The 16,105-nt window shown below is 67.9% G+C and carries 17 protein-coding genes; 7 read left to right on the top strand and 10 right to left on the bottom strand.

Going from position 1 to position 16,105, the window contains the following annotated elements:
• Positions 1 to 12 precede the first annotated feature (12 nt).
• Positions 13 to 963 carry a DUF1259 domain-containing protein gene (locus A9X04_RS03195; RefSeq protein WP_067917680.1) on the top strand — a complete coding sequence of 317 codons (951 nt, stop codon included), beginning with the start codon at positions 13 to 15 and terminating at the stop codon, positions 961 to 963.
• Between the two features lie 17 nt (positions 964 to 980).
• Here A9X04_RS03195 and chrA read toward each other — a convergent pair whose 3' ends face one another.
• Genes chrA through A9X04_RS03180 form a run of 3 tightly spaced genes read right to left on the bottom strand, consistent with a single transcriptional unit; the run spans position 981 to position 2,955 of the window.
• The gene (gene chrA, locus A9X04_RS03190; RefSeq protein WP_067917678.1) at positions 981 to 2,198 is read right to left on the bottom strand and encodes a chromate efflux transporter; all 1,218 of its coding nucleotides are present in this window, start codon (positions 2,196 to 2,198) and stop codon (positions 981 to 983) included.
• 41 nt (positions 2,199 to 2,239) lie between these two features.
• Positions 2,240 to 2,632 (bottom strand): hypothetical protein, encoded by a 393-nt coding sequence (locus tag A9X04_RS03185; RefSeq protein ID WP_067917675.1) that lies wholly within the window; start codon positions 2,630 to 2,632, stop codon positions 2,240 to 2,242.
• Positions 2,633 to 2,661: 29 nt separating this feature from the next.
• A complete protein-coding gene (locus A9X04_RS03180; RefSeq protein ID WP_156764198.1) occupies positions 2,662 to 2,955 on the bottom strand; it encodes a PepSY domain-containing protein in 294 nt (97 codons plus the stop codon).
• Positions 2,956 to 3,102: 147 nt separating this feature from the next.
• On the opposite strand from A9X04_RS03180, the gene A9X04_RS30235 reads away from it, so the two are divergent.
• Positions 3,103 to 3,339, top strand: a complete 237-nt coding sequence (locus A9X04_RS30235) for a hypothetical protein (protein ID WP_156751716.1) — start codon at positions 3,103 to 3,105, stop codon at positions 3,337 to 3,339.
• A 19-nt stretch (positions 3,340 to 3,358) separates the two neighbouring features.
• Positions 3,359 to 3,580, top strand: a complete 222-nt coding sequence (locus tag A9X04_RS03175; RefSeq protein ID WP_067917670.1) for a hypothetical protein — start codon at positions 3,359 to 3,361, stop codon at positions 3,578 to 3,580.
• Positions 3,581 to 3,643: 63 nt separating this feature from the next.
• Here A9X04_RS03175 and A9X04_RS30230 read toward each other — a convergent pair whose 3' ends face one another.
• From A9X04_RS30230 to A9X04_RS30795, 3 genes are all read right to left on the bottom strand, one after another.
• Entirely contained in the window at positions 3,644 to 3,889 is a 246-nt protein-coding gene (locus tag A9X04_RS30230; RefSeq protein ID WP_156751717.1) for a hypothetical protein, read from the bottom strand.
• Between the two features lie 657 nt (positions 3,890 to 4,546).
• Positions 4,547 to 5,290, bottom strand: a complete 744-nt coding sequence (locus A9X04_RS03165) for a DUF523 domain-containing protein (RefSeq protein ID WP_067917666.1) — start codon at positions 5,288 to 5,290, stop codon at positions 4,547 to 4,549.
• Between the two features lie 179 nt (positions 5,291 to 5,469).
• Positions 5,470 to 5,607, bottom strand: coding sequence for a hypothetical protein (locus A9X04_RS30795; RefSeq protein ID WP_197509008.1), 138 nt, complete (start codon positions 5,605 to 5,607; stop codon positions 5,470 to 5,472).
• Between A9X04_RS30795 and A9X04_RS30790 the strand changes: the two genes are divergently transcribed.
• The 3 genes from A9X04_RS30790 (at position 5,606) to A9X04_RS03150 (ending at position 10,010) form a co-directional block, all read left to right on the top strand.
• The gene (locus A9X04_RS30790) at positions 5,606 to 6,409 is read left to right on the top strand and encodes a ferritin family protein (RefSeq protein WP_067917664.1); all 804 of its coding nucleotides are present in this window, start codon (positions 5,606 to 5,608) and stop codon (positions 6,407 to 6,409) included. The genes A9X04_RS30795 and A9X04_RS30790 overlap by 2 nt on opposite strands.
• On the top strand, positions 6,406 to 8,964 hold the full coding sequence (locus tag A9X04_RS03155) for a cation-translocating P-type ATPase (RefSeq protein ID WP_231985652.1): 2,559 nt from the start codon (positions 6,406 to 6,408) through the stop codon (positions 8,962 to 8,964). Before A9X04_RS30790 ends, A9X04_RS03155 begins: the two co-directional genes overlap by 4 nt.
• Before the next feature lie 137 nt (positions 8,965 to 9,101).
• A complete protein-coding gene (locus A9X04_RS03150) occupies positions 9,102 to 10,010 on the top strand; it encodes an alpha/beta hydrolase (protein WP_067917660.1) in 909 nt (302 codons plus the stop codon).
• A gap of 6 nt (positions 10,011 to 10,016) precedes the next feature.
• Here A9X04_RS03150 and A9X04_RS03145 read toward each other — a convergent pair whose 3' ends face one another.
• The 4 genes from A9X04_RS03145 to A9X04_RS03130 form a co-directional block, all read right to left on the bottom strand.
• Positions 10,017 to 11,366 (bottom strand): hypothetical protein, encoded by a 1,350-nt coding sequence (locus tag A9X04_RS03145; RefSeq protein ID WP_067917658.1) that lies wholly within the window; start codon positions 11,364 to 11,366, stop codon positions 10,017 to 10,019.
• Positions 11,367 to 11,458: 92 nt separating this feature from the next.
• Complete coding sequence (locus A9X04_RS03140) at positions 11,459 to 12,697, bottom strand: cytochrome P450 (protein ID WP_067917795.1); 1,239 nt, start codon at positions 12,695 to 12,697, stop codon at positions 11,459 to 11,461.
• A gap of 157 nt (positions 12,698 to 12,854) precedes the next feature.
• The gene (locus A9X04_RS03135) at positions 12,855 to 14,048 is read right to left on the bottom strand and encodes an MFS transporter (RefSeq protein WP_067917656.1); all 1,194 of its coding nucleotides are present in this window, start codon (positions 14,046 to 14,048) and stop codon (positions 12,855 to 12,857) included.
• Complete coding sequence (locus A9X04_RS03130; RefSeq protein WP_067917654.1) at positions 14,035 to 14,940, bottom strand: NYN domain-containing protein; 906 nt, start codon at positions 14,938 to 14,940, stop codon at positions 14,035 to 14,037. The genes A9X04_RS03135 and A9X04_RS03130 overlap by 14 nt, the downstream gene beginning before the upstream one ends.
• 110 nt (positions 14,941 to 15,050) lie before the next feature.
• On the opposite strand from A9X04_RS03130, the gene A9X04_RS03125 reads away from it, so the two are divergent.
• A complete protein-coding gene (locus A9X04_RS03125; RefSeq protein WP_067917652.1) occupies positions 15,051 to 15,923 on the top strand; it encodes an alpha/beta fold hydrolase in 873 nt (290 codons plus the stop codon).
• The last annotated feature ends 182 nt before the right edge of the window (positions 15,924 to 16,105 follow it).

Raw genomic sequence — 16,105 nt, 5'->3', positions numbered from 1 at the left:
AGACCCACGGTCATGGCCGGCGTCAAGCATGCTGTTGTGGGGATCGCGATCGCCGCCACGGTGCTGGCGGGTTGCAGTTCGGGTCCGAAAGGCGGCACCGGGCAACCGGCCAACACGCGTTCAGCGGTGACGGCCGGCGATGCCGACTGGAAGCCGGTGGCCGACGCGCTCGGACGAACCGGAAAGCTCGGCGACCACAACACCGCGTATCGGATCAACTTGCCGCGCAACGATCTTCACATCACATCTTACGGCGTGGACATCAAACCAGGCCTGTCGTTGGGCGGGTATGCGGCATTCGCCCGTTACGGCAACAACGCGACGCTGCTGATGGGCGACCTAGTGGTCACCGAGGAAGAGCTGCCCAAGGTCACCGACGCGCTGCAGGCGCATGGCATTGCTCAGACCGCACTGCACAAGCACCTGCTCGAACAGAATCCGCCGATTTGGTGGACGCACATACATGGCATGGGTGACGCCGTGCAGCTGGCGAAGGGGCTTAGAACGGCGCTGGACGCGACATCGATTGGCCCGGCCGCCGCGCCGCCGGCGCAGCAGCCGCCGGTCGACATAGACGTCGCCGGGGTGCAGCAAGCGTTGGGCCGCAATGGGACCCAAGATGGAGGACTGTTGAAGTACAGCATCCCCCGTAAGGACACCATCGTTGAAGACGGGAACGTCCTGCCGGCGGCGTCGCTGAACCTGACCACCGTCATCAACTTCCAACCTGTCGGTGGCGGTCGGGCGGCGATCAACGGCGACTTCATCCTGATCGCTCCCGAAGTGCAGAAGGTGATTCAGGGCCTGCGTGCCGGAAACATCCAGATCGTCGAGCTGCACAACCACGGACTGACCGAGGAACCCCGGCTGTTCTATATGCACTATTGGGCCGTCGACGACGCGGTTGCGCTGGCAAGGGCGTTGCGCCCCGCGCTCGACGCCACCAACCTGCAAGCGCCATAGACCCGCCGCAGGAACGCTCAAAAAGCCAGGAGGCCAAGCACTCCCGTCGCGGCGACGACATAAGGCTCTTTGATCTTGAAACGCCACAGCACGCCCAGCGTGACCAGGGCGATGCCGGCGGTGATCCAGTCGGTGACAGCTTGTCGAGTGAGCACCACGACCGCACCGCAGAGCGCCCCGCCGGCGGCGGCGGTGGCACCGGCGACGAAGGCGCGCACCTGAACATTCTCGCGGTGCCGCAAGAACCAGCGGCCGGGCACGACGACCCCGAGGTAGATCGGGGTGAAGATGGCGACGCTGGAGACGATCGCCCCGGGCAGTCCCGCGACGAGATAGCCGATGAATCCAGCGCTGATCACGACCGGCCCTGGGGTGATAAGACCTATCGCCACGGAGTCCAGGAACTGGCTGTTGGTCAGCCAGTGGTGCTGGTCGACCACTCCCGCGCGCATGAAGGGCACAATCGCCAACCCGGAGCCGAACACAATCGCCCCGGTCTTCAGGAAGAACAATGCCAGAGAAGCCAGCGTCCCGCCGCCGGCAATGGTGCCCAGCCCGATCACCAGGGGCATGGACTTCGGGGCGCTTCCGGTGCTGCCGACGTCGTCTGGGGGATTGCGCCGCAATCGGATTCGTGGCCGGGCGTCGAGCGCGATCATCAACAGACCCGCCCCAACGATCACCAGCACGGGTTCGGAACCGGTGAGGGCGGTGAGCGAGAATACCGCCGCGCTGATGCCCCACAGCCGCCAGTCGGCGCGGTCGGTCAGTTTGATCAGCCTGATCGCGGCGATGGTGATGATCGCCATCACGGCCGGGGCGATGCCGTAGAACAGCGCTTGCACGACGCGCGATCCCGAATAGTGGGTGTAGATGGCGCCCACGGCCACCACGATGATGAAGGAGGGCGCCACGAACGCCGCTGCGACCGCGGCCGCACCGAGCGCGCCGCGACGCAAGTAGCCCACCCACATCGCGACCTGCGCCGCCAGGGGGCCGGGCATCGTCTGGCCGAGGGCGACGCCGTCAAGGAATTCCTGCCGGTCCATCCATCCGCGCCGTTCGACCAGGTCGCGTTGCATGTATCCCACGGTGGCGATGGGCCCGCCGAACCCGATCGCGCCCAGTTTCGCGAAATACGCGAGGACGCGACCGAAGCCCACGCCGCCAGCGGGCTCTCGATCGGCCGATTGGGGTTCCCCGTCGAGCGGTGAACCCGGGCCTACCTCACTCATATCGAGTATGTAATCAAGGTTTGCCTCTCGTGCGGGTGGCGTCAGATGGTGACCACGTTGACGCACAACGACACCACCACGGCGATCGCGCGGGCCTGGCCAAAGCGTCTCGGATCAGCAGGAGGCCGGAGATCGGCGTATGCCGCGAGAAAGAGAAACGTCATGACGGGTGCGAGCCAGTCGTTGGCGGAAAAGCCCGGGAGTCCGTCGCTGTTGAGTTGTGGCATGTTGGCCGACATTCGCCACAGGAACACCGCGGCCGCGCTCAGGACACCGATGGCAATGACATCCAGCCAGGAAGTTCGCCCCAACCGCCACGCCGCCGCGGCCAGCGCGAGCACACCGGTTAGTGCGGCCGTCAGCGCGATGTGCGTCGCGCTGAAGTTACCGGCCTCGGCGGCGAGATCGGTTGCCCTGCCCACGATTCGAGTCACCTGAAACTCCGGGAACTCCGATTGCGAGATCAGTCGTTGTCGGGGGCTTCGGTGCCGACGAAGTGGAAGCCTTGGTCGAGGTGAACTTCCACCTGCGTGCCGTCCGTTTTGGTGACGAGCACCCCGTAATAGGCGGCGCCCTCGTTCGTTTCCTTCTCGACCTTCCCGGCTTTACCCGGTATGGCTTGTACCGCTGCGGCGCGAGCTTGGTCGGCGGCGGGGCCGGTGATCTCTTGGTCGTCGGCGACAGCGACCCCCACGCCAATGGCCGCCAGGGCGGCGACGCCGGCCACACCGATACCGATCTTCATTCCGAGCTTCATTGATTCATCCCTTTCCGGTCCGTGACCTGGTCTGAACGCGACGCTAACGCCCGCACATGAAGCCAGAATGAAAGTGATCGGACTCCTTATGCTGATGGGTACAGCGTCTTGCTCGCTCGGGTAGTCGCGCCTTGACTTGGCGGCGCGATGACCACTGAAGTGGGCGATGACTGGTGGGCGCTGGGGGCGTTTATCCCGAGAAGCGTTGTGCGTCAGGTGCATAACATAGACGTTCCGCTTGCCGCTTCGAGCGGGACAGGTGAAGAGGATCGGCGTTACGGTCGCGGTCACCTGGCCCGACGGCAGGGGCACGCCATCAATGGACCATCCTCGGCATTTGGCATCTTGCCGGCCGATGCCGACAAGGACGATGATCGTGACTGACCGCTAAGGAGGGTCAAACATGATGCTCAACAGGTTCGCCGCCTGGACCGGGTGGCTGTCCACACTCCTTGCGTTTGCGGCTCTGCCGATGGCCCTGTTCGCGGCCGGCACCGGCCACCCGGGTTGGGCGATGGTGGCGGCCGCCGCATTGCTGTCCTGTGTCGGCGTCGGCGCCGGCGTGGTCGGAGCGGTCGTGCACTACGACCACCGACATCACAGAAGCACTCCCCACCTCTTCTAGCGGATTCGACCTGCGGTCTCGCCGTTTGGTGTCACGGCGGGCACCAGGCCAGCGCGCTCGCGCCTAACAGTTGACGTGGGGAATGCAGCCGTTGGGGCCGCCGGGAGCGGTGAAGTCACGAGTGGGCTCACTGGTTGCGGGTGCTCCCTGGCCGGCCGTGGCAGGGGGTGCGGGCGTCACGGTCGACGTAGGGGCCGCGGTCGGTGTGGTTGTGTCGCTGAGCAATTCGCTGATGCCAAAGCCTGCGGCCAGCGTCAGGACCGTCGCACCGCTGAACAGCACGATCGCCGTCCTCGCTCGAGATGTCATCAGGGCCTCCGTTCTCGGTTGTGTGTAACGCCCATCGTGCCGCATCGATACCCCTAGGGGGTAGGGGCTTAAGTCCCCGGACCGGACCTCAAGGCCCGGCCGGCCGTGGGTTGCCGTCGTGGGCTTGCAGCCGGGAGAGGCCATCGTCGATTCCGTGGGCGATTTGACCGCGGACGTCAGAACCGGGGCCAGGAGGCGACTGGCAATGACAGCTCAGGTTGCCGAACGGATTGGGGTCGGCGCCGGCCACCGGCGCGACCTCCACGCATGCGCCGAGGAGAATCGTGAGACCGATGATGAGTCTCGTAATCAGCTGGGGGTGATTCACTTGCGGCCTATGGCCACGGGTGCGATGGGCCTTGCCGCCGCCACTCGGGCGACCGGCGGGCTGGTGGCCCCGTGAGGTAGCGACGCACTGTGAGCGATGAGGCTGACTAATCGTTACACGTGCATTCGGGGTGACCGCAGCTGCAGCCGGCGGCGTGCGTGCAGCCGGAGTCGCCACAGGTGCAACCGGTGGATTTACAGTGGCAGGTGTCTGTCTCGTTCATAACCCAAACCATACCCCTGTAGGGTATATAAGACAAGCGGTTCGGCGAGTAGTCCGCGAGTGGGCGGGCCCGCGATAAGCCACCAGACGACGAATCCGGAAGCGGGTCAGCGGGTTTCGACGCCGCCGGAGGGGGTCCCGCGGTTCCGGAGTTCCCCCAGGGCCCGCAATGGGCCCGCGGCGAGCAGCGTCTGCCGCTCACCGCGAAGCTCCGCCGCGAGGTCATGCTCGAGCGCGGGAAGCTGCAGCCCGCGTCGCCGCAACGCACGATCCAGCGCCGCGACGAACAGGCCCTCGCCCTGGCGGCGGCATCCGAGCACGGCTCGTTCGTTCATGACGTCACGGGTCAGCGCGGCGGCCGGACAGGCCGCGACCACGTCCAGCGAGGCCCGCATATCCAACGTCGTGATCACCCCGCACGACGGCGAGGCGCCGACCCCGACCACTCCTTGGACCGCGATCCCGGAACGCTGGTAGTCGGCCACGTCGCGTACGACGCGCCGCGCCAACCGCCGGTAGACCAGGCGGGTCCACCACACGAACGCGCGGAGCAGCGGGCCGCGCAGCGGATACAGCCATCCGCCCTTGGAGCCGTACAGGAGCAGGCTGTGGGGCTTGAGGACCCCGCCCCAGGCCAGCCGTTCCGGGCAGGGCATTTGGTGAATTCCGTAGCCCGCGCCGATCAGCTCCTCGACCGCCTCCGGCACCGCGCCGGCTCGGGTGGCACCGCCGGCGTACCGGGTGTTCTCGTTCAGCAGGCAATGCGACACGAACACCACCCGCCGGCCGCGCTCGTCGCGCAGTTGGTCGAGCAGCAGCCGCGGTGGAAGCGGCCCTGAGCTACCGCGCATGATCCGACACGGTACCCCGGCTCAATCGACGTGGCAGCCGCTTTCGGCCTCGGCCCGCACGCAAGCGGTCGCCGTCACCGATTACGGGACTTCCGCCTCTACGGCCGGCCCGCCGCACAGCGTTACCGTCGGTCGTATGGCAAGACGAGTGACACATCGACTGCCGGGCTAGCCATGTCTCAGACCAGGTGGTTGTTGGGTGTGGTGTGTGCGGCCGCGCTGCTGGTGGCGGCATGCTCGAGCCATCCGGCGCCACCGGCAGCCTCCACCACCTCCGCGCTTGCCGATTCCACCCGATCGAATGCGTTATCAGCCATGCATGGTGAGGCGCTGGCCCATGCGAAGTATCTCGCTTACGCCGCCCACGCGAAGCAGGCGGGGCGGGCCCGGGCCGCGCAGGACTTCACCGACGCGGCCCAAACCGAGCACATGGATCACTTTGCGCGCGAGGCCGATCTGGTCGGCCTGGGCGGCGACATCGCGGCCGACCTGGGCGACGCGATCAACGGCGAGAGCAACGAGGCCACGGCCATGTACCCGGGTTTCGCCAACCAGGCCACCGCGGACAACGATCCGGCCGCGGCGGCCGCCTTCAGCGAGCTCGGCGCCGACGAGGCGAATCACCTCAGGGACTTTAAAACCGCACTTCAGGCGGTGAACAGCCCGGGCAGTGGCGCGTCGGTCCCCGCCGGCCAAGGTGCGGCGCCGGCGGCTATCGCGGCCGGGCCCCCACGGTCGTCCGGGGTTACGCTGGCGAACCTGCGCACGGCGATGCAGGGTGAGGCCTTCGCCTACGCCAAGTACATGCGTTACGCCGATCAGGCGCGCAGGGCCGGCAATCCTGCTGTGGCACAGCTGTTCACCAACACCGCCGACGTCGAATTGAACGAGCATTTCGCGACGCTGGCCACCCTGGCGGGGCTGGTGGCCACCGACACCAACGCCAACCTGCAAGACGCGATCAGCGGTGAGCAGCACGAGGCCGACGTCATGTATCCCGACTACGCCCGCCAGGCCGACCAGGCGGGAAACCCCGAGGCCGCCAACCTGTTCCGCGAAATCGCCGGCGACGAAAAGGGCCACCAGCAGACATTTCAGACCGCGCTGACGACATCGTGACGAAGGCTGAGATAGGACGCGGCGCCGCCCTGTCCGGACTAACCGCCGCGGAAGCCGCGCGCCGGTTCGCAGCCGACGGTCCCAACGAGTTGGCGGCCCAACAGCGCCGGAACTTGCTGCAGGAGGCCTGGGACGTCATCCGGCAACCCATGCTGCTTCTGCTGCTGGGGGCGGGTCTGGTGAACTTCCTCTTGGCGGAGCCGCTGGACGGCGTCATGTTGATGGGTTTCGTCGTCGTCGTCATCGCGATTTCGATCTATCAGGAGCACAGAACCGAACGGGCCCTGGCCGTATTGCGTGACCTGTCTTCGCCCAGGGCCCTCGTGGTGCGGGACGGTGCGCAGGTACGCATTGCCGGCCGCGAAGTGGTGCGGGGTGACGTGGTCCTGCTCGCCGAGGGCGACCGGGTCCCCGCCGACGGGATGCTTTGGGAGTGCGCGAACTTCTCGGTCGACGAATCGGCGTTGACGGGCGAGTCCGTCCCGGTCCGGAAGGTGTCGATCGAGCCTGCGCAGGTCCCGGCGGCCATGGGCCGGCCCGGCGGGGACGCGACCCCCTGGGTCTTCTCGGGAACCCTGGTGGTCAAAGGTCATGGCATCGCCGAGGTCATGCAGACCGGAGCAGGAACCGAACTGGGAAAGATCGGGACAGCGCTGCGCACGATAGAGCCGGAGCGCACCCCGCTGCAGCGCGAAATCGACCGGCTGGTTGGGATTCTGGCCGCGCTGGGTGTGGCCGTCGCGGTTGCGGTCGTCATCGTCTACGGGCTGACGCGGGGCAACTGGCTGACGGGCGTGCTCGCGGGCATCGCGACCGCGATGGCGCTGCTGCCGGAAGAGTTTCCGGTGGTCTTGGCGGTATTTCTGGCCCTAGGCGCGTGGCGAATGTCGCGTAAGCGGGTTCTCACCCGGGTTCCCCCGGTCATCGAGACGCTGGGATCGGCGACCGTCCTGTGCGTCGACAAGACGGGCACCTTGACGTTGAACCGAATGACCGTGCGGCAGCTCATCGTTGACGGGCACGCGTATACCCTCGGCCAGGACGCGCTGCCGGAGGCGTTCCACACCCTCGCGGAGTTCGCCGTGCTGGCCTCGCCCGTCGATCCCTTCGATCCGATGGACAAGGCGTTCAGGGAACTGGGCGAAAAGTACCTGTCCGGAACCGAACACGTGCACGACGAGTGGGAACTCGTGCGCGAATATCCGCTCTCGGAGGAATTGCTGGCGCTGTCCCACGTGTGGCGTTCGCCTGACGGAGGCAGCTACGTCATCGCCGCCAAGGGTGCACCCGAGGCCATCGCGGACCTGTGCCATTTCACCGCCGACGACCTCGCCGCACTCACCGCCGACGTCGAACAGGCCACGGCCGGCGGCCAGCGGGTCCTGGCGGTGGCTTGCGCCCACTTCGATGCCGACACAGCGTTACCGTCCGAACAGCACGACTTCGAGTTCGAATTCCTTGGGCTGGCCGGCCTCAACGACCCTGTGCGGCCCGGCGTGGCAGCTGCGGTCGCCGAATGCCGGCATGCGGGCGTCCGCACCATCATGATCACCGGCGACTACCCCGGCACCGCTCTGGCGATCGCCCGCGACATCGGCTTGGACCATGAAGCCGGCTGCATCACCGGCCGCGACCTCGAGGCGATGCCGGGCGATGAGTTGGCTCGCCGCATCCGGTCGGTCAGTGTCTTCGCGCGAATGGTGCCGGAGCAGAAGCTTCAACTCGTCCGCGCCCTGCAGGCCAACGGTGAAGTGGTCGGGATGACGGGTGACGGCGTCAATGACGCCCCGGCCTTGCGCGCGGCCAACATCGGCATCGCAATGGGGGGACGTGGCACCGACGTCGCCCGCGAGTCCGCCGGGCTGGTCATCACCGATGACGACTTCACGTCGATCGTCGGCGGAGTGCGACAGGGACGCGGCGTCTTCGACAACTTACGAAAAGCGATGTCCTATGTGATCGCCGTGCACCTGCCGATCGTGGGCATGTCGCTCATCCCGGTTTTCGTGGTCGGCTGGCCTCTTGTGCTACTGCCCGTGCAGATCGCCTTCCTCGAACTCATCATTGATCCCGCCTGCTCGGTGGTGTTCGAAGCCGAGGAGATCGACCCGGAGATCATGGATTCGCCGCCGCGCGGGCTGAACGAGCCGATGTTCGGTGCAGGCAAACTGGCGATCGCTGTGCTGCAAGGGGTTTCGATGCTGGTCGTCAGCCTCGGCGTTTACTTGTGGGCAGTGCTTGACCATCGCCCTGACAATGTGGTCCGCTCGGTGACGTTCGCCACGCTCGTCGTCGGCAATCTTGCGTTGATTCTGGTGAATCGGTCATGGCGGCTGCCGATCTGGCGAACGTTCCGGGAGCGGCGCAACCGCGCCCTGAAGTGGATACTGGGCGCGGCGGCTGCGCTGCTCATCGTGGTGCTGACAGTGCCCGGACTGCGCCGGGCCTTCAACTTCGGTCCGATCGCGCCGCGCGACTGGGTCGTCGCCGTGTCGGCCGGGTTCATCGGCGTCGCATGGTTCGAGGTCTATAAAGCGACCACAGCGCGGCGCTGACGGTTTCGAGTTGTACGCGCCCCGTTCAGTAGGGGCCTAGGTCACCGGGAACTGTTGCTCTTGGTCCTGGTCACTGCTCCTCGGGAGGTGCAGATTGAAAGCACGGTGTACCGACTCAGAGCGGAACGAACGTGTCAATGCTGAAGGAAGTGTCCTTCGACTCCGGCGGGGTGCGGTGCGTGGCCGATCTCTACCGGCCCGCGACCGCCGGCGGCGGGCTGGCCTGCGTGGTGATGGGGCACGGCGGCAGCGCCACCAAGCGCCTGGGCCTGCCGGCCTACGCGGAGAAGTTCACCGCGGCGGGCCTGGCGGTGCTGGCGTTCGACTACCGGAATTTCGGCGCCAGCGGCGGCGAGCCCAGGCAAGTCATCGACGTCGCGGCGCAACAAGACGACTACCGGGCGGCGGTGCGATACGCGCGCGCGTGCGACGACATCGATCCGCGTCGGGTCGCGTTGTGGGGAACCTCGCTCAGCGGCGGCCACGTGCTGGCGGTGGCCGCCACCGACCCGGACATCGCCGCGGTCGTGGCGCAGGTACCGCTGATCGACGGCTGGCACCGCGGCCGCAGGCTCGGCGAGCGCCTCAATTGGGATGTCACTTGGCGGACGGTGCAGTTCACCGCCGCCGCGTTGCGCGACGTGGTGGGCGCGACGTTGGGGCAGCAGCCGTATCTGGTCCCCGTGGTCGCCGATCCCGGCGAGGTCGCGGTGTTCACCGAGCCCGAAGCGAAGGCCGCGTTCGAGGCGCTGGGCGGTGAAGCCGTCGGCTGGCGCAACGCGCTGGCTCCCCGCATGCTCTTCGCCCTGCCGCGCTACCGGAAGGGCACGGCGGAAAGGCTGGGGATGCCGGTGCTGATGTGCGTGGGGGATCACGACCTGCAGGCGTCGCCCAGGTTCGCCGTGCGTATCGCGTCGAAGATGAAACACGTTGAACTGCAACGCTATCCGGTTGGGCACTTCGACGTGTACACGGGAACCCTCTTCGAGGAGATCAGCTCGGTGCAGGCGCGGTTTCTGCGCCGCCAACTGATCCCGCAGTCCTGACGAGGCTCACGTCCACGGGCCGGGGAAGTGGCCGTCCTGGTCTTGCACCATCACGATGTCCTTGCAGTCGCCGTTGAGGGCGACGGCATTCTCGCCGCGGCACACCAGGGTCCAGCCCGATATCCGCGCGAAGGGCCGGACGGACCAGGTGGTCGCGACCGGATCGGTGGCGGGCAACGCGAGGACGGCGAACGTGTTGCCGACGTTGGTGATGTAGAGGTGGTCTTCGAAGAACGCCAATTTGGCGATCGGCATCTTCTTCGCGTCGTCGCGCGTCTTCAGCAAGTCCCACTGCTGGGTCCGCAGGTTCCACACGCCGAAGCCGAATTGCGAATTGTCGGAGTTACGGCCGTCGACGAACAACTTCCCGTCCGACAACGTGGCCGACAAGCCGCCGCCCGAAATCTTCTCGGAATCGCCGACTTTGATGACGGATTTGCCGTTGAGGTCATAGAACATCGTCGAGACCACCGGCGGGTTGTAGGAATCCCAATGCGTCATCTTCACCAATTTGTCCGGGCCGTCGGACAACTCACTGTCGACCGTCCAGATGTCGTTGTCCTGGTAGAGCGCTTCACCGCTCGGACGGCGCAGCTCGGCCCCCGACGTCTTGGTGGCGTCGGTGTTTCGCTGGAAGGAGAGCACGTCCTGCCATGCGTGGCCCGGCTGCGGGTCGTCCCACATCGGCGCGAGATCGGCGCCGGACAGCAGCACGGTCCGCGGCGGCGAGGGGGCGCCGTGCCCGTCGGTGAACGCGTTCACCCACGCCACGCCCGACGCGGTCGCGGCCAGGGTCCAGTCGTTCGATGGGGTGAGCTTCAGGCCGGGGTTCGGCGGCTGCAGCTCTTTGGTCACCAACGGTTGGCTGGTCTTGAGGTCGAACGCGTACGCGGTGGCCTTGGCGACCTCGGGGTCCGGCCCGTGCGCCGGTTTGACGGTCGTCACCAGATAGACGACCTTCATGTCGTCGGCCGTGCCGGTCAACGCGCAGACGGCACCGGTCAAACTCTCTCCGGCGGGCACCGTCGGGGCCCCGGGCGCCACATACTGCCCGGTTTTCGTATCGAATACCTTGGGCCGAATCGCCTCGAGCGCCGAGGTCCCCGGGGAGAACTTCTCGGGGCAACCGAAGTACGCCGTCGCGCCGTAGGTTTTCCAGTCCTTCTCCAGCGGACCCGTCACCGGGGGCGGCGCGGGAGCCGGGCGGGTAGCCGCCTTACCGGTCGACGTCGAGGTCCTCGGCGCCGCCGCGGGCGGTGACGCGGTCGCCGAGCAGGACGCCACCGCCAGGCAGGTGACCGACGCGAAGAGGGCACGCCCGAATCTGGGCGCGCTTTGCCCCGCAACTGCCCGCATCGAAAACCCCCGTTAAGTTCGTGTAACCAACGAGCGTAAAGCGGGCCGGGGGCAACCGCGACTTGTGTCGGGCGGTCTTCGTCACACCCCGGTCATCGGTCGAACTCGATGGGCAGGCTCTTCGGGCCGCTCAGGCTGACCATCGGCTTCCACGGGACCGGCCCGACGGTGCGCGGGTCGAGCAGGCGCCCGGCGATGACGTTCAGTGCCTCGGCGATCTCGCGGCGGGCCAGGTTGGCGCCCAGGCAGTAGTGCACACCGCCGCCGAAGGTCAAGATGGGCGGCGCCCCCGCACGCGTGATGTCGACCCGGTCGGGATCGGCGTACACGGCCGGGTCGCGGTTGGCCGCGGCGGTGTTGACCAGCACCATCGCGCCGGCGGGGAACAGGTAGCCGTCCAGCTCGGCGTCCTCGACCACCAGCCGAAGGGTTCCGCACGCGATGGGCGAATGGCGCATGGTCTCCTCGACGGCGCGCATCGCCCGCTCCGGGTGGGCCTTGAGCAGGCCCCACTGCTCGGGGTGCTCGCACAGCACGTGCACCGAGGCGGCCACCTGGTTTCGGGTGGTGTCCGTCCCGGCCAGCAGCAGGCCGCCCGCGAGCATCCGCAGTTCGGCGGTGCTCAGGCGGTCGCCTGGAAGAGTCGGGTCCTCGGCCCGAATCAGGTCGGAGAGCAGGTCATCGGTCAGGCTGTGCCGCCGCCGCGCCACCATGTCGTCGACGTAGTCGTCGAGCTGCCGCCACGCCGCCATCACGACCGGCTCGACCTCGCGGAGGTCCACGCTGAAGCTGAAGGCTTTGAAGACGTCGTCCGCCCACGACGAGAACCGTTGCCAGTCCTCGCGCGGCGCGCCGAGCAGTGCGCAGATGATCGGAACGGGGTAGGGGCGGGCCAGGTCGGTGACGACGTCGCAGCGGCCCGCGTCGATGACGTCATCGATCAGCTCGTTCATCACCGAGACCATGGTGTCGTGCAACCTCAGGGTCGCGCGGGGCGTGAACGCCTTGGAGGTCAGGCTGCGCAGCCGGTGGTGCGCGTCGCCTTCCAGGCAGAGCAGGCTGTCGACCACCTTGTCCCACAACGGACCCGACGTGACGCCCTGGACGAGCAGGTTGATCCCGGGCGGGATCTGGAAGCGAGGATCGCGCAGCACGGCGCGGACGAGGCGGTAGGACAGGACTTCGGGTCCGTGCGGTCCGAGGGCGACGGGCGCGCGTCGTTGCGCCTCCTGAAGCCGTGGATAGACCTCGGCCGGGGTCTCCTCCGCGCCGTACGCCAGCGTCGGCAGATCGGCATCGAAAACGCTTGTGGGAGCGGTACCGACGGCCATGGCGGTCTCCTCGGGGTTGCGCGAACCAGTCGCGACAACTTTCACACAATGTATGGCCGGACCCGGGGGCTGTCAACGACTTTGCTGGGCTGCCGCGGGCGTTCTTCGGAGGTCCGCCATACAGCAGGGGATGTGTGTGTGGCCACTCGCGCGGCGGCTACCCGCGCCTCCCGCCGCCGACCAGCCGGCCGCCGATCAACACGACCGCGAACACGCCGCCGGTGATTCCCGAAATGAGCAGTGGCAGTTGGCCGTTCGCACCCCACAGCAAGCCCGCCCACAAGCCCGCCACCAGGACGCCCAGCCCGATGGCGCCCTGGAACACGCCCTGCGCGCTGGCCTGATGCGGCTGATCGACGAGGCCGGAGATCCAGGCCTTCCCGACGCCGTCGGTGCACCCGGTGAACAATCCGTAGGCGCCGATCAGCAGCCAGGCGGTGACGATGTCGGTGGTCAGCCCCAGCCCGATGTAACCGACGGCGAAGAACGTCAGGCCGAGGCCGAACAGCGCCGGCCTGCCGATGCGGTCGGCCAGCGCCCCGGCTGGGTAGCTGGCCAGGGCGTACACCGCGTTGTATCCGACGTACGCGAGGATCACACCCACCACCGAGAAGCCAATCTCGTTGAGGCGCAACAGCAACAGGGCGTCGGGAAAGTTCGCCATGCTGAAGACCACCAGTAGCGCGGTCACCCGCCAGTACGGTCGCGGCAACGAGCGCACACCGGCCCACATGGAGGGCCGCTGCGCTTGCGGGGCGCCGCGGCCCCGCTCGCGCACCAAAAAGACCAGCGCCACGGACAGCACCGCGGGCACGATGGCGACATACAGCAGCGGCGGGATGCGGTGATCCAGCAGCTCGTAGCCGGCCAACCCGAGCAGTGGGCCGGCGACGGCGCCCAGGGTGTCCATCGCGCGGTGGAAGCCGAACACCCGGCCGCGCAGGGTGTCGTCCACGTCGTCGACCAGCAGCGCATCCCGGGGTGCGCCGCGCACGCCCTTGCCCAGCCGGTCGACGACGCGGCCCACCAGCACGCCCGGCCACGCCGCGGCGACCGCGATGATGACCTTCCCCAGTGCCGCCATCCCGTAACCGGTGGCGATCAGCGGGCGTCGCGCGAACCGGTCCCCGAGCGGGCCCGCGGCGAGTTTGGTCATGGACGCCGCACCTTCGGCCACGCCCTCGACGGCTCCCACCACCGACGGCGGCGCGCCCAGCACGGCCGTCAGGTAGATCGGCAGCAGCGGATACAGCAGCTCGCTGGCGGTGTCCTGCAGGAAGGAGACCGCGGAGAGCACCCGGACGTTGCGGGTGAGCCAGTGGGGCCCCGAGGGGGCTTCACTCTGGCGCACGAAGCCGGACCATACGCGTCGTCGACGTCTCGTCCAACTCCACCACCTCGGAGCGCGAACGCAGGAAGTCGCTGAACGACCGGAATCCCAAAGACCTTTCGCTGAACGACGGGTCCATCCGCTTCATCTGCGCCTTCACCGCGGAGTTGTGCAGCCAGTCGGCGTCGTCCTTCTCCAGGCCGATCTGCAGCGCGCGCGTCAGCAGCGCCGTCGCGGCGGCCTGCGGGTCGGGTGGCTCGGGCTCCTCGGTCTGGGCGGCCTTGGCGCGGCCGGCGCGACGCTTCGGTGGTTTTGCCGCGGCTCCGGCGTCGGCGTCGGTGGCCGCGGGCTCCGGTTCGAGCGCCGGCACCCCGGGCAGCGAGTCGTAGATGACGAACTCGTCGCAGGCCGCGGCGAGCGCCCGGCTCGACGCGCCGGCCACCCCGATGCCCACCACGTACCGGCCGAGCCGTTTGCAGCGCTGCGCCAGCGGGATGTAGTCGGAGTCACCGGCCACGATCACCACGTGGGTGAGGTCGGGCAGCCGGAACATGTCCTCGACCGCGTCGACGGCCAGGCGGATATCGGCGCCGTTCTTGCCGTAGGCCGCCGCGGGGAACAGTTGCACCAGGTCGACGGCGCGGGCCACCAGCTGCCCGCGGTATCCGGCGTTGATGTCCGCCGACCAATCCGCGTAGGCGCGGGTGAGCACCAGGGTCCCGAACGAGGACGCGAAGTCGAGGATCGCGCCGACGTCGACGGTGGCCCGGTCCAGTCGCTCGGCGTAGTGCTCGAGCCCCTTGGCTTTGTCCCGCTGGAACGAGCTACGGCCGTGAACCTGGTCGTATCGCGAGATGACGATGTTGTCGAAGTCGAGGTAGACGGCCACGCGGGCCGCGACCGGTTCCGTCATGGACTAAATCATCGCTGAGGTGTCCGGCACTGTGGTGGCCGGAAGCGTTTTCCGTCACGATTTGCCCCGTCCGGGTCCCTAAACGGCGCCGGAGCGGGTACACCGGGGCCATGAATGAGTTGAAGTTCCTCGAGCTGCACGGCGATCGGGTCGCCTACCGCGACGAGGGTGACGGTGAGGTGCTCCTGCTCATCCACGGCATGGCGGGCAGCTCGGAGACGTGGCGCTCGGTGATACCGCCGCTGTCGAAGAAGTTCCGGGTCATCGCCCCGGACCTGCTCGGCCACGGCGAATCGGCGAAACCCCGCACGGACTATTCGCTGGGCGCCTTCGCGGTGTGGCTGCGCGACCTGCTCGACGAACTCGGCGTCAGCCAGGCCACCCTGGTCGGTCAATCGCTCGGCGGCGGGGTCGCGATGCAGTTCGTCTACCAGCACCCGGACTACGCCAAGCGGCTGATCCTGATCAGCAGCGGCGGCCTGGGCCCCGACGTCGGTTGGGTGCTGCGGCTGCTCTCGGCGCCCGGGGCCGAGCTGGTCCTGCCGATCATCGCGCCGAAGCCCGTCCTGGCCGTCGGCAACCGGCTGAGGACGTGGTTGAAGAGCGCCGGCATCCAGTCGCCGCGGGGGGCCGAGATTTGGAGCGCCTACTCGTCGCTGTCGGATGGCGAGACGCGCCAGTCGTTCCTCAGGACGCTGCGCTCGGTGGTCGACTACCGCGGGCAGGCGGTCAGCGCGCTCAGCCGGCTGGGGCTGCGTGACGACCTCCCGGTCATGGCGATCTGGGGGGAGCGCGACGGCATCATTCCCGTCGAGCACGCGTACGCCGCGCACGAGGCCCGCACCGACGCCCGGCTGGAAATCCTGCCCGACGTCGGCCACTTCGCCCAGGTCGAGGCGCCCAGCCAGGTGGTGGAGCTGATCGAGGACTTCATCGCGACCGGCGACCGCCACGAAACGGGCAGCGCACGGGCGCAGCTGTGACCTGAGGCGCCGAAAATCGTTCTCGCCGCACCGCGCGGGCCGGCCGTAAAATTGGGGCAATGCCCAAGACCGCGGGTGTGGCGCTGCCGCCGGGGCCACGGTTGCCCCGCGCGGTGCAGGCCGCCCTCATGCTGCACCGCGGGTCGCACTTCGTCGCCGCCTGCCGTCGCCGGTACGGGGAT

The organism is Mycobacterium sp. E3247 (genome assembly GCF_001667785.1).
Classification (GTDB): domain Bacteria; phylum Actinomycetota; class Actinomycetes; order Mycobacteriales; family Mycobacteriaceae; genus Mycobacterium.
Note: the sequence above shows the minus strand (reverse complement) of the source record. Positions and strands in the feature narration are given on the sequence as shown.

Bases quoted from the DNA above. Each gene is read 5' to 3' on its own strand.
- A9X04_RS03195 (WP_067917680.1), top strand. From the start codon at position 13: ATGGCCGGCGTCAAGCATGCTGTTGTGGGGATCGCGATCGCCGCCACG.
- chrA (WP_067917678.1), bottom strand. From the start codon at position 2,198: ATGAGTGAGGTAGGCCCGGGTTCACCGCTCGACGGGGAACCCCAATCG.
- A9X04_RS03180 (WP_156764198.1), bottom strand. From the start codon at position 2,955: ATGAAGCTCGGAATGAAGATCGGTATCGGTGTGGCCGGCGTCGCCGCC.
- A9X04_RS30235 (WP_156751716.1), top strand. From the start codon at position 3,103: ATGACCACTGAAGTGGGCGATGACTGGTGGGCGCTGGGGGCGTTTATC.
- A9X04_RS03175 (WP_067917670.1), top strand. From the start codon at position 3,359: ATGATGCTCAACAGGTTCGCCGCCTGGACCGGGTGGCTGTCCACACTC.
- A9X04_RS30230 (WP_156751717.1), bottom strand. From the start codon at position 3,889: ATGACATCTCGAGCGAGGACGGCGATCGTGCTGTTCAGCGGTGCGACG.
- A9X04_RS03165 (WP_067917666.1), bottom strand. From the start codon at position 5,290: ATGCGCGGTAGCTCAGGGCCGCTTCCACCGCGGCTGCTGCTCGACCAA.
- A9X04_RS30790 (WP_067917664.1), top strand. From the start codon at position 5,606: ATGCATGGTGAGGCGCTGGCCCATGCGAAGTATCTCGCTTACGCCGCC.
- A9X04_RS30795 (WP_197509008.1), bottom strand. From the start codon at position 5,607: ATGGCTGATAACGCATTCGATCGGGTGGAATCGGCAAGCGCGGAGGTG.
- A9X04_RS03150 (WP_067917660.1), top strand. From the start codon at position 9,102: ATGCTGAAGGAAGTGTCCTTCGACTCCGGCGGGGTGCGGTGCGTGGCC.
- A9X04_RS03145 (WP_067917658.1), bottom strand. From the start codon at position 11,366: ATGCGGGCAGTTGCGGGGCAAAGCGCGCCCAGATTCGGGCGTGCCCTC.
- A9X04_RS03140 (WP_067917795.1), bottom strand. From the start codon at position 12,697: ATGGCCGTCGGTACCGCTCCCACAAGCGTTTTCGATGCCGATCTGCCG.
- A9X04_RS03130 (WP_067917654.1), bottom strand. From the start codon at position 14,940: ATGACGGAACCGGTCGCGGCCCGCGTGGCCGTCTACCTCGACTTCGAC.
- A9X04_RS03125 (WP_067917652.1), top strand. From the start codon at position 15,051: ATGAATGAGTTGAAGTTCCTCGAGCTGCACGGCGATCGGGTCGCCTAC.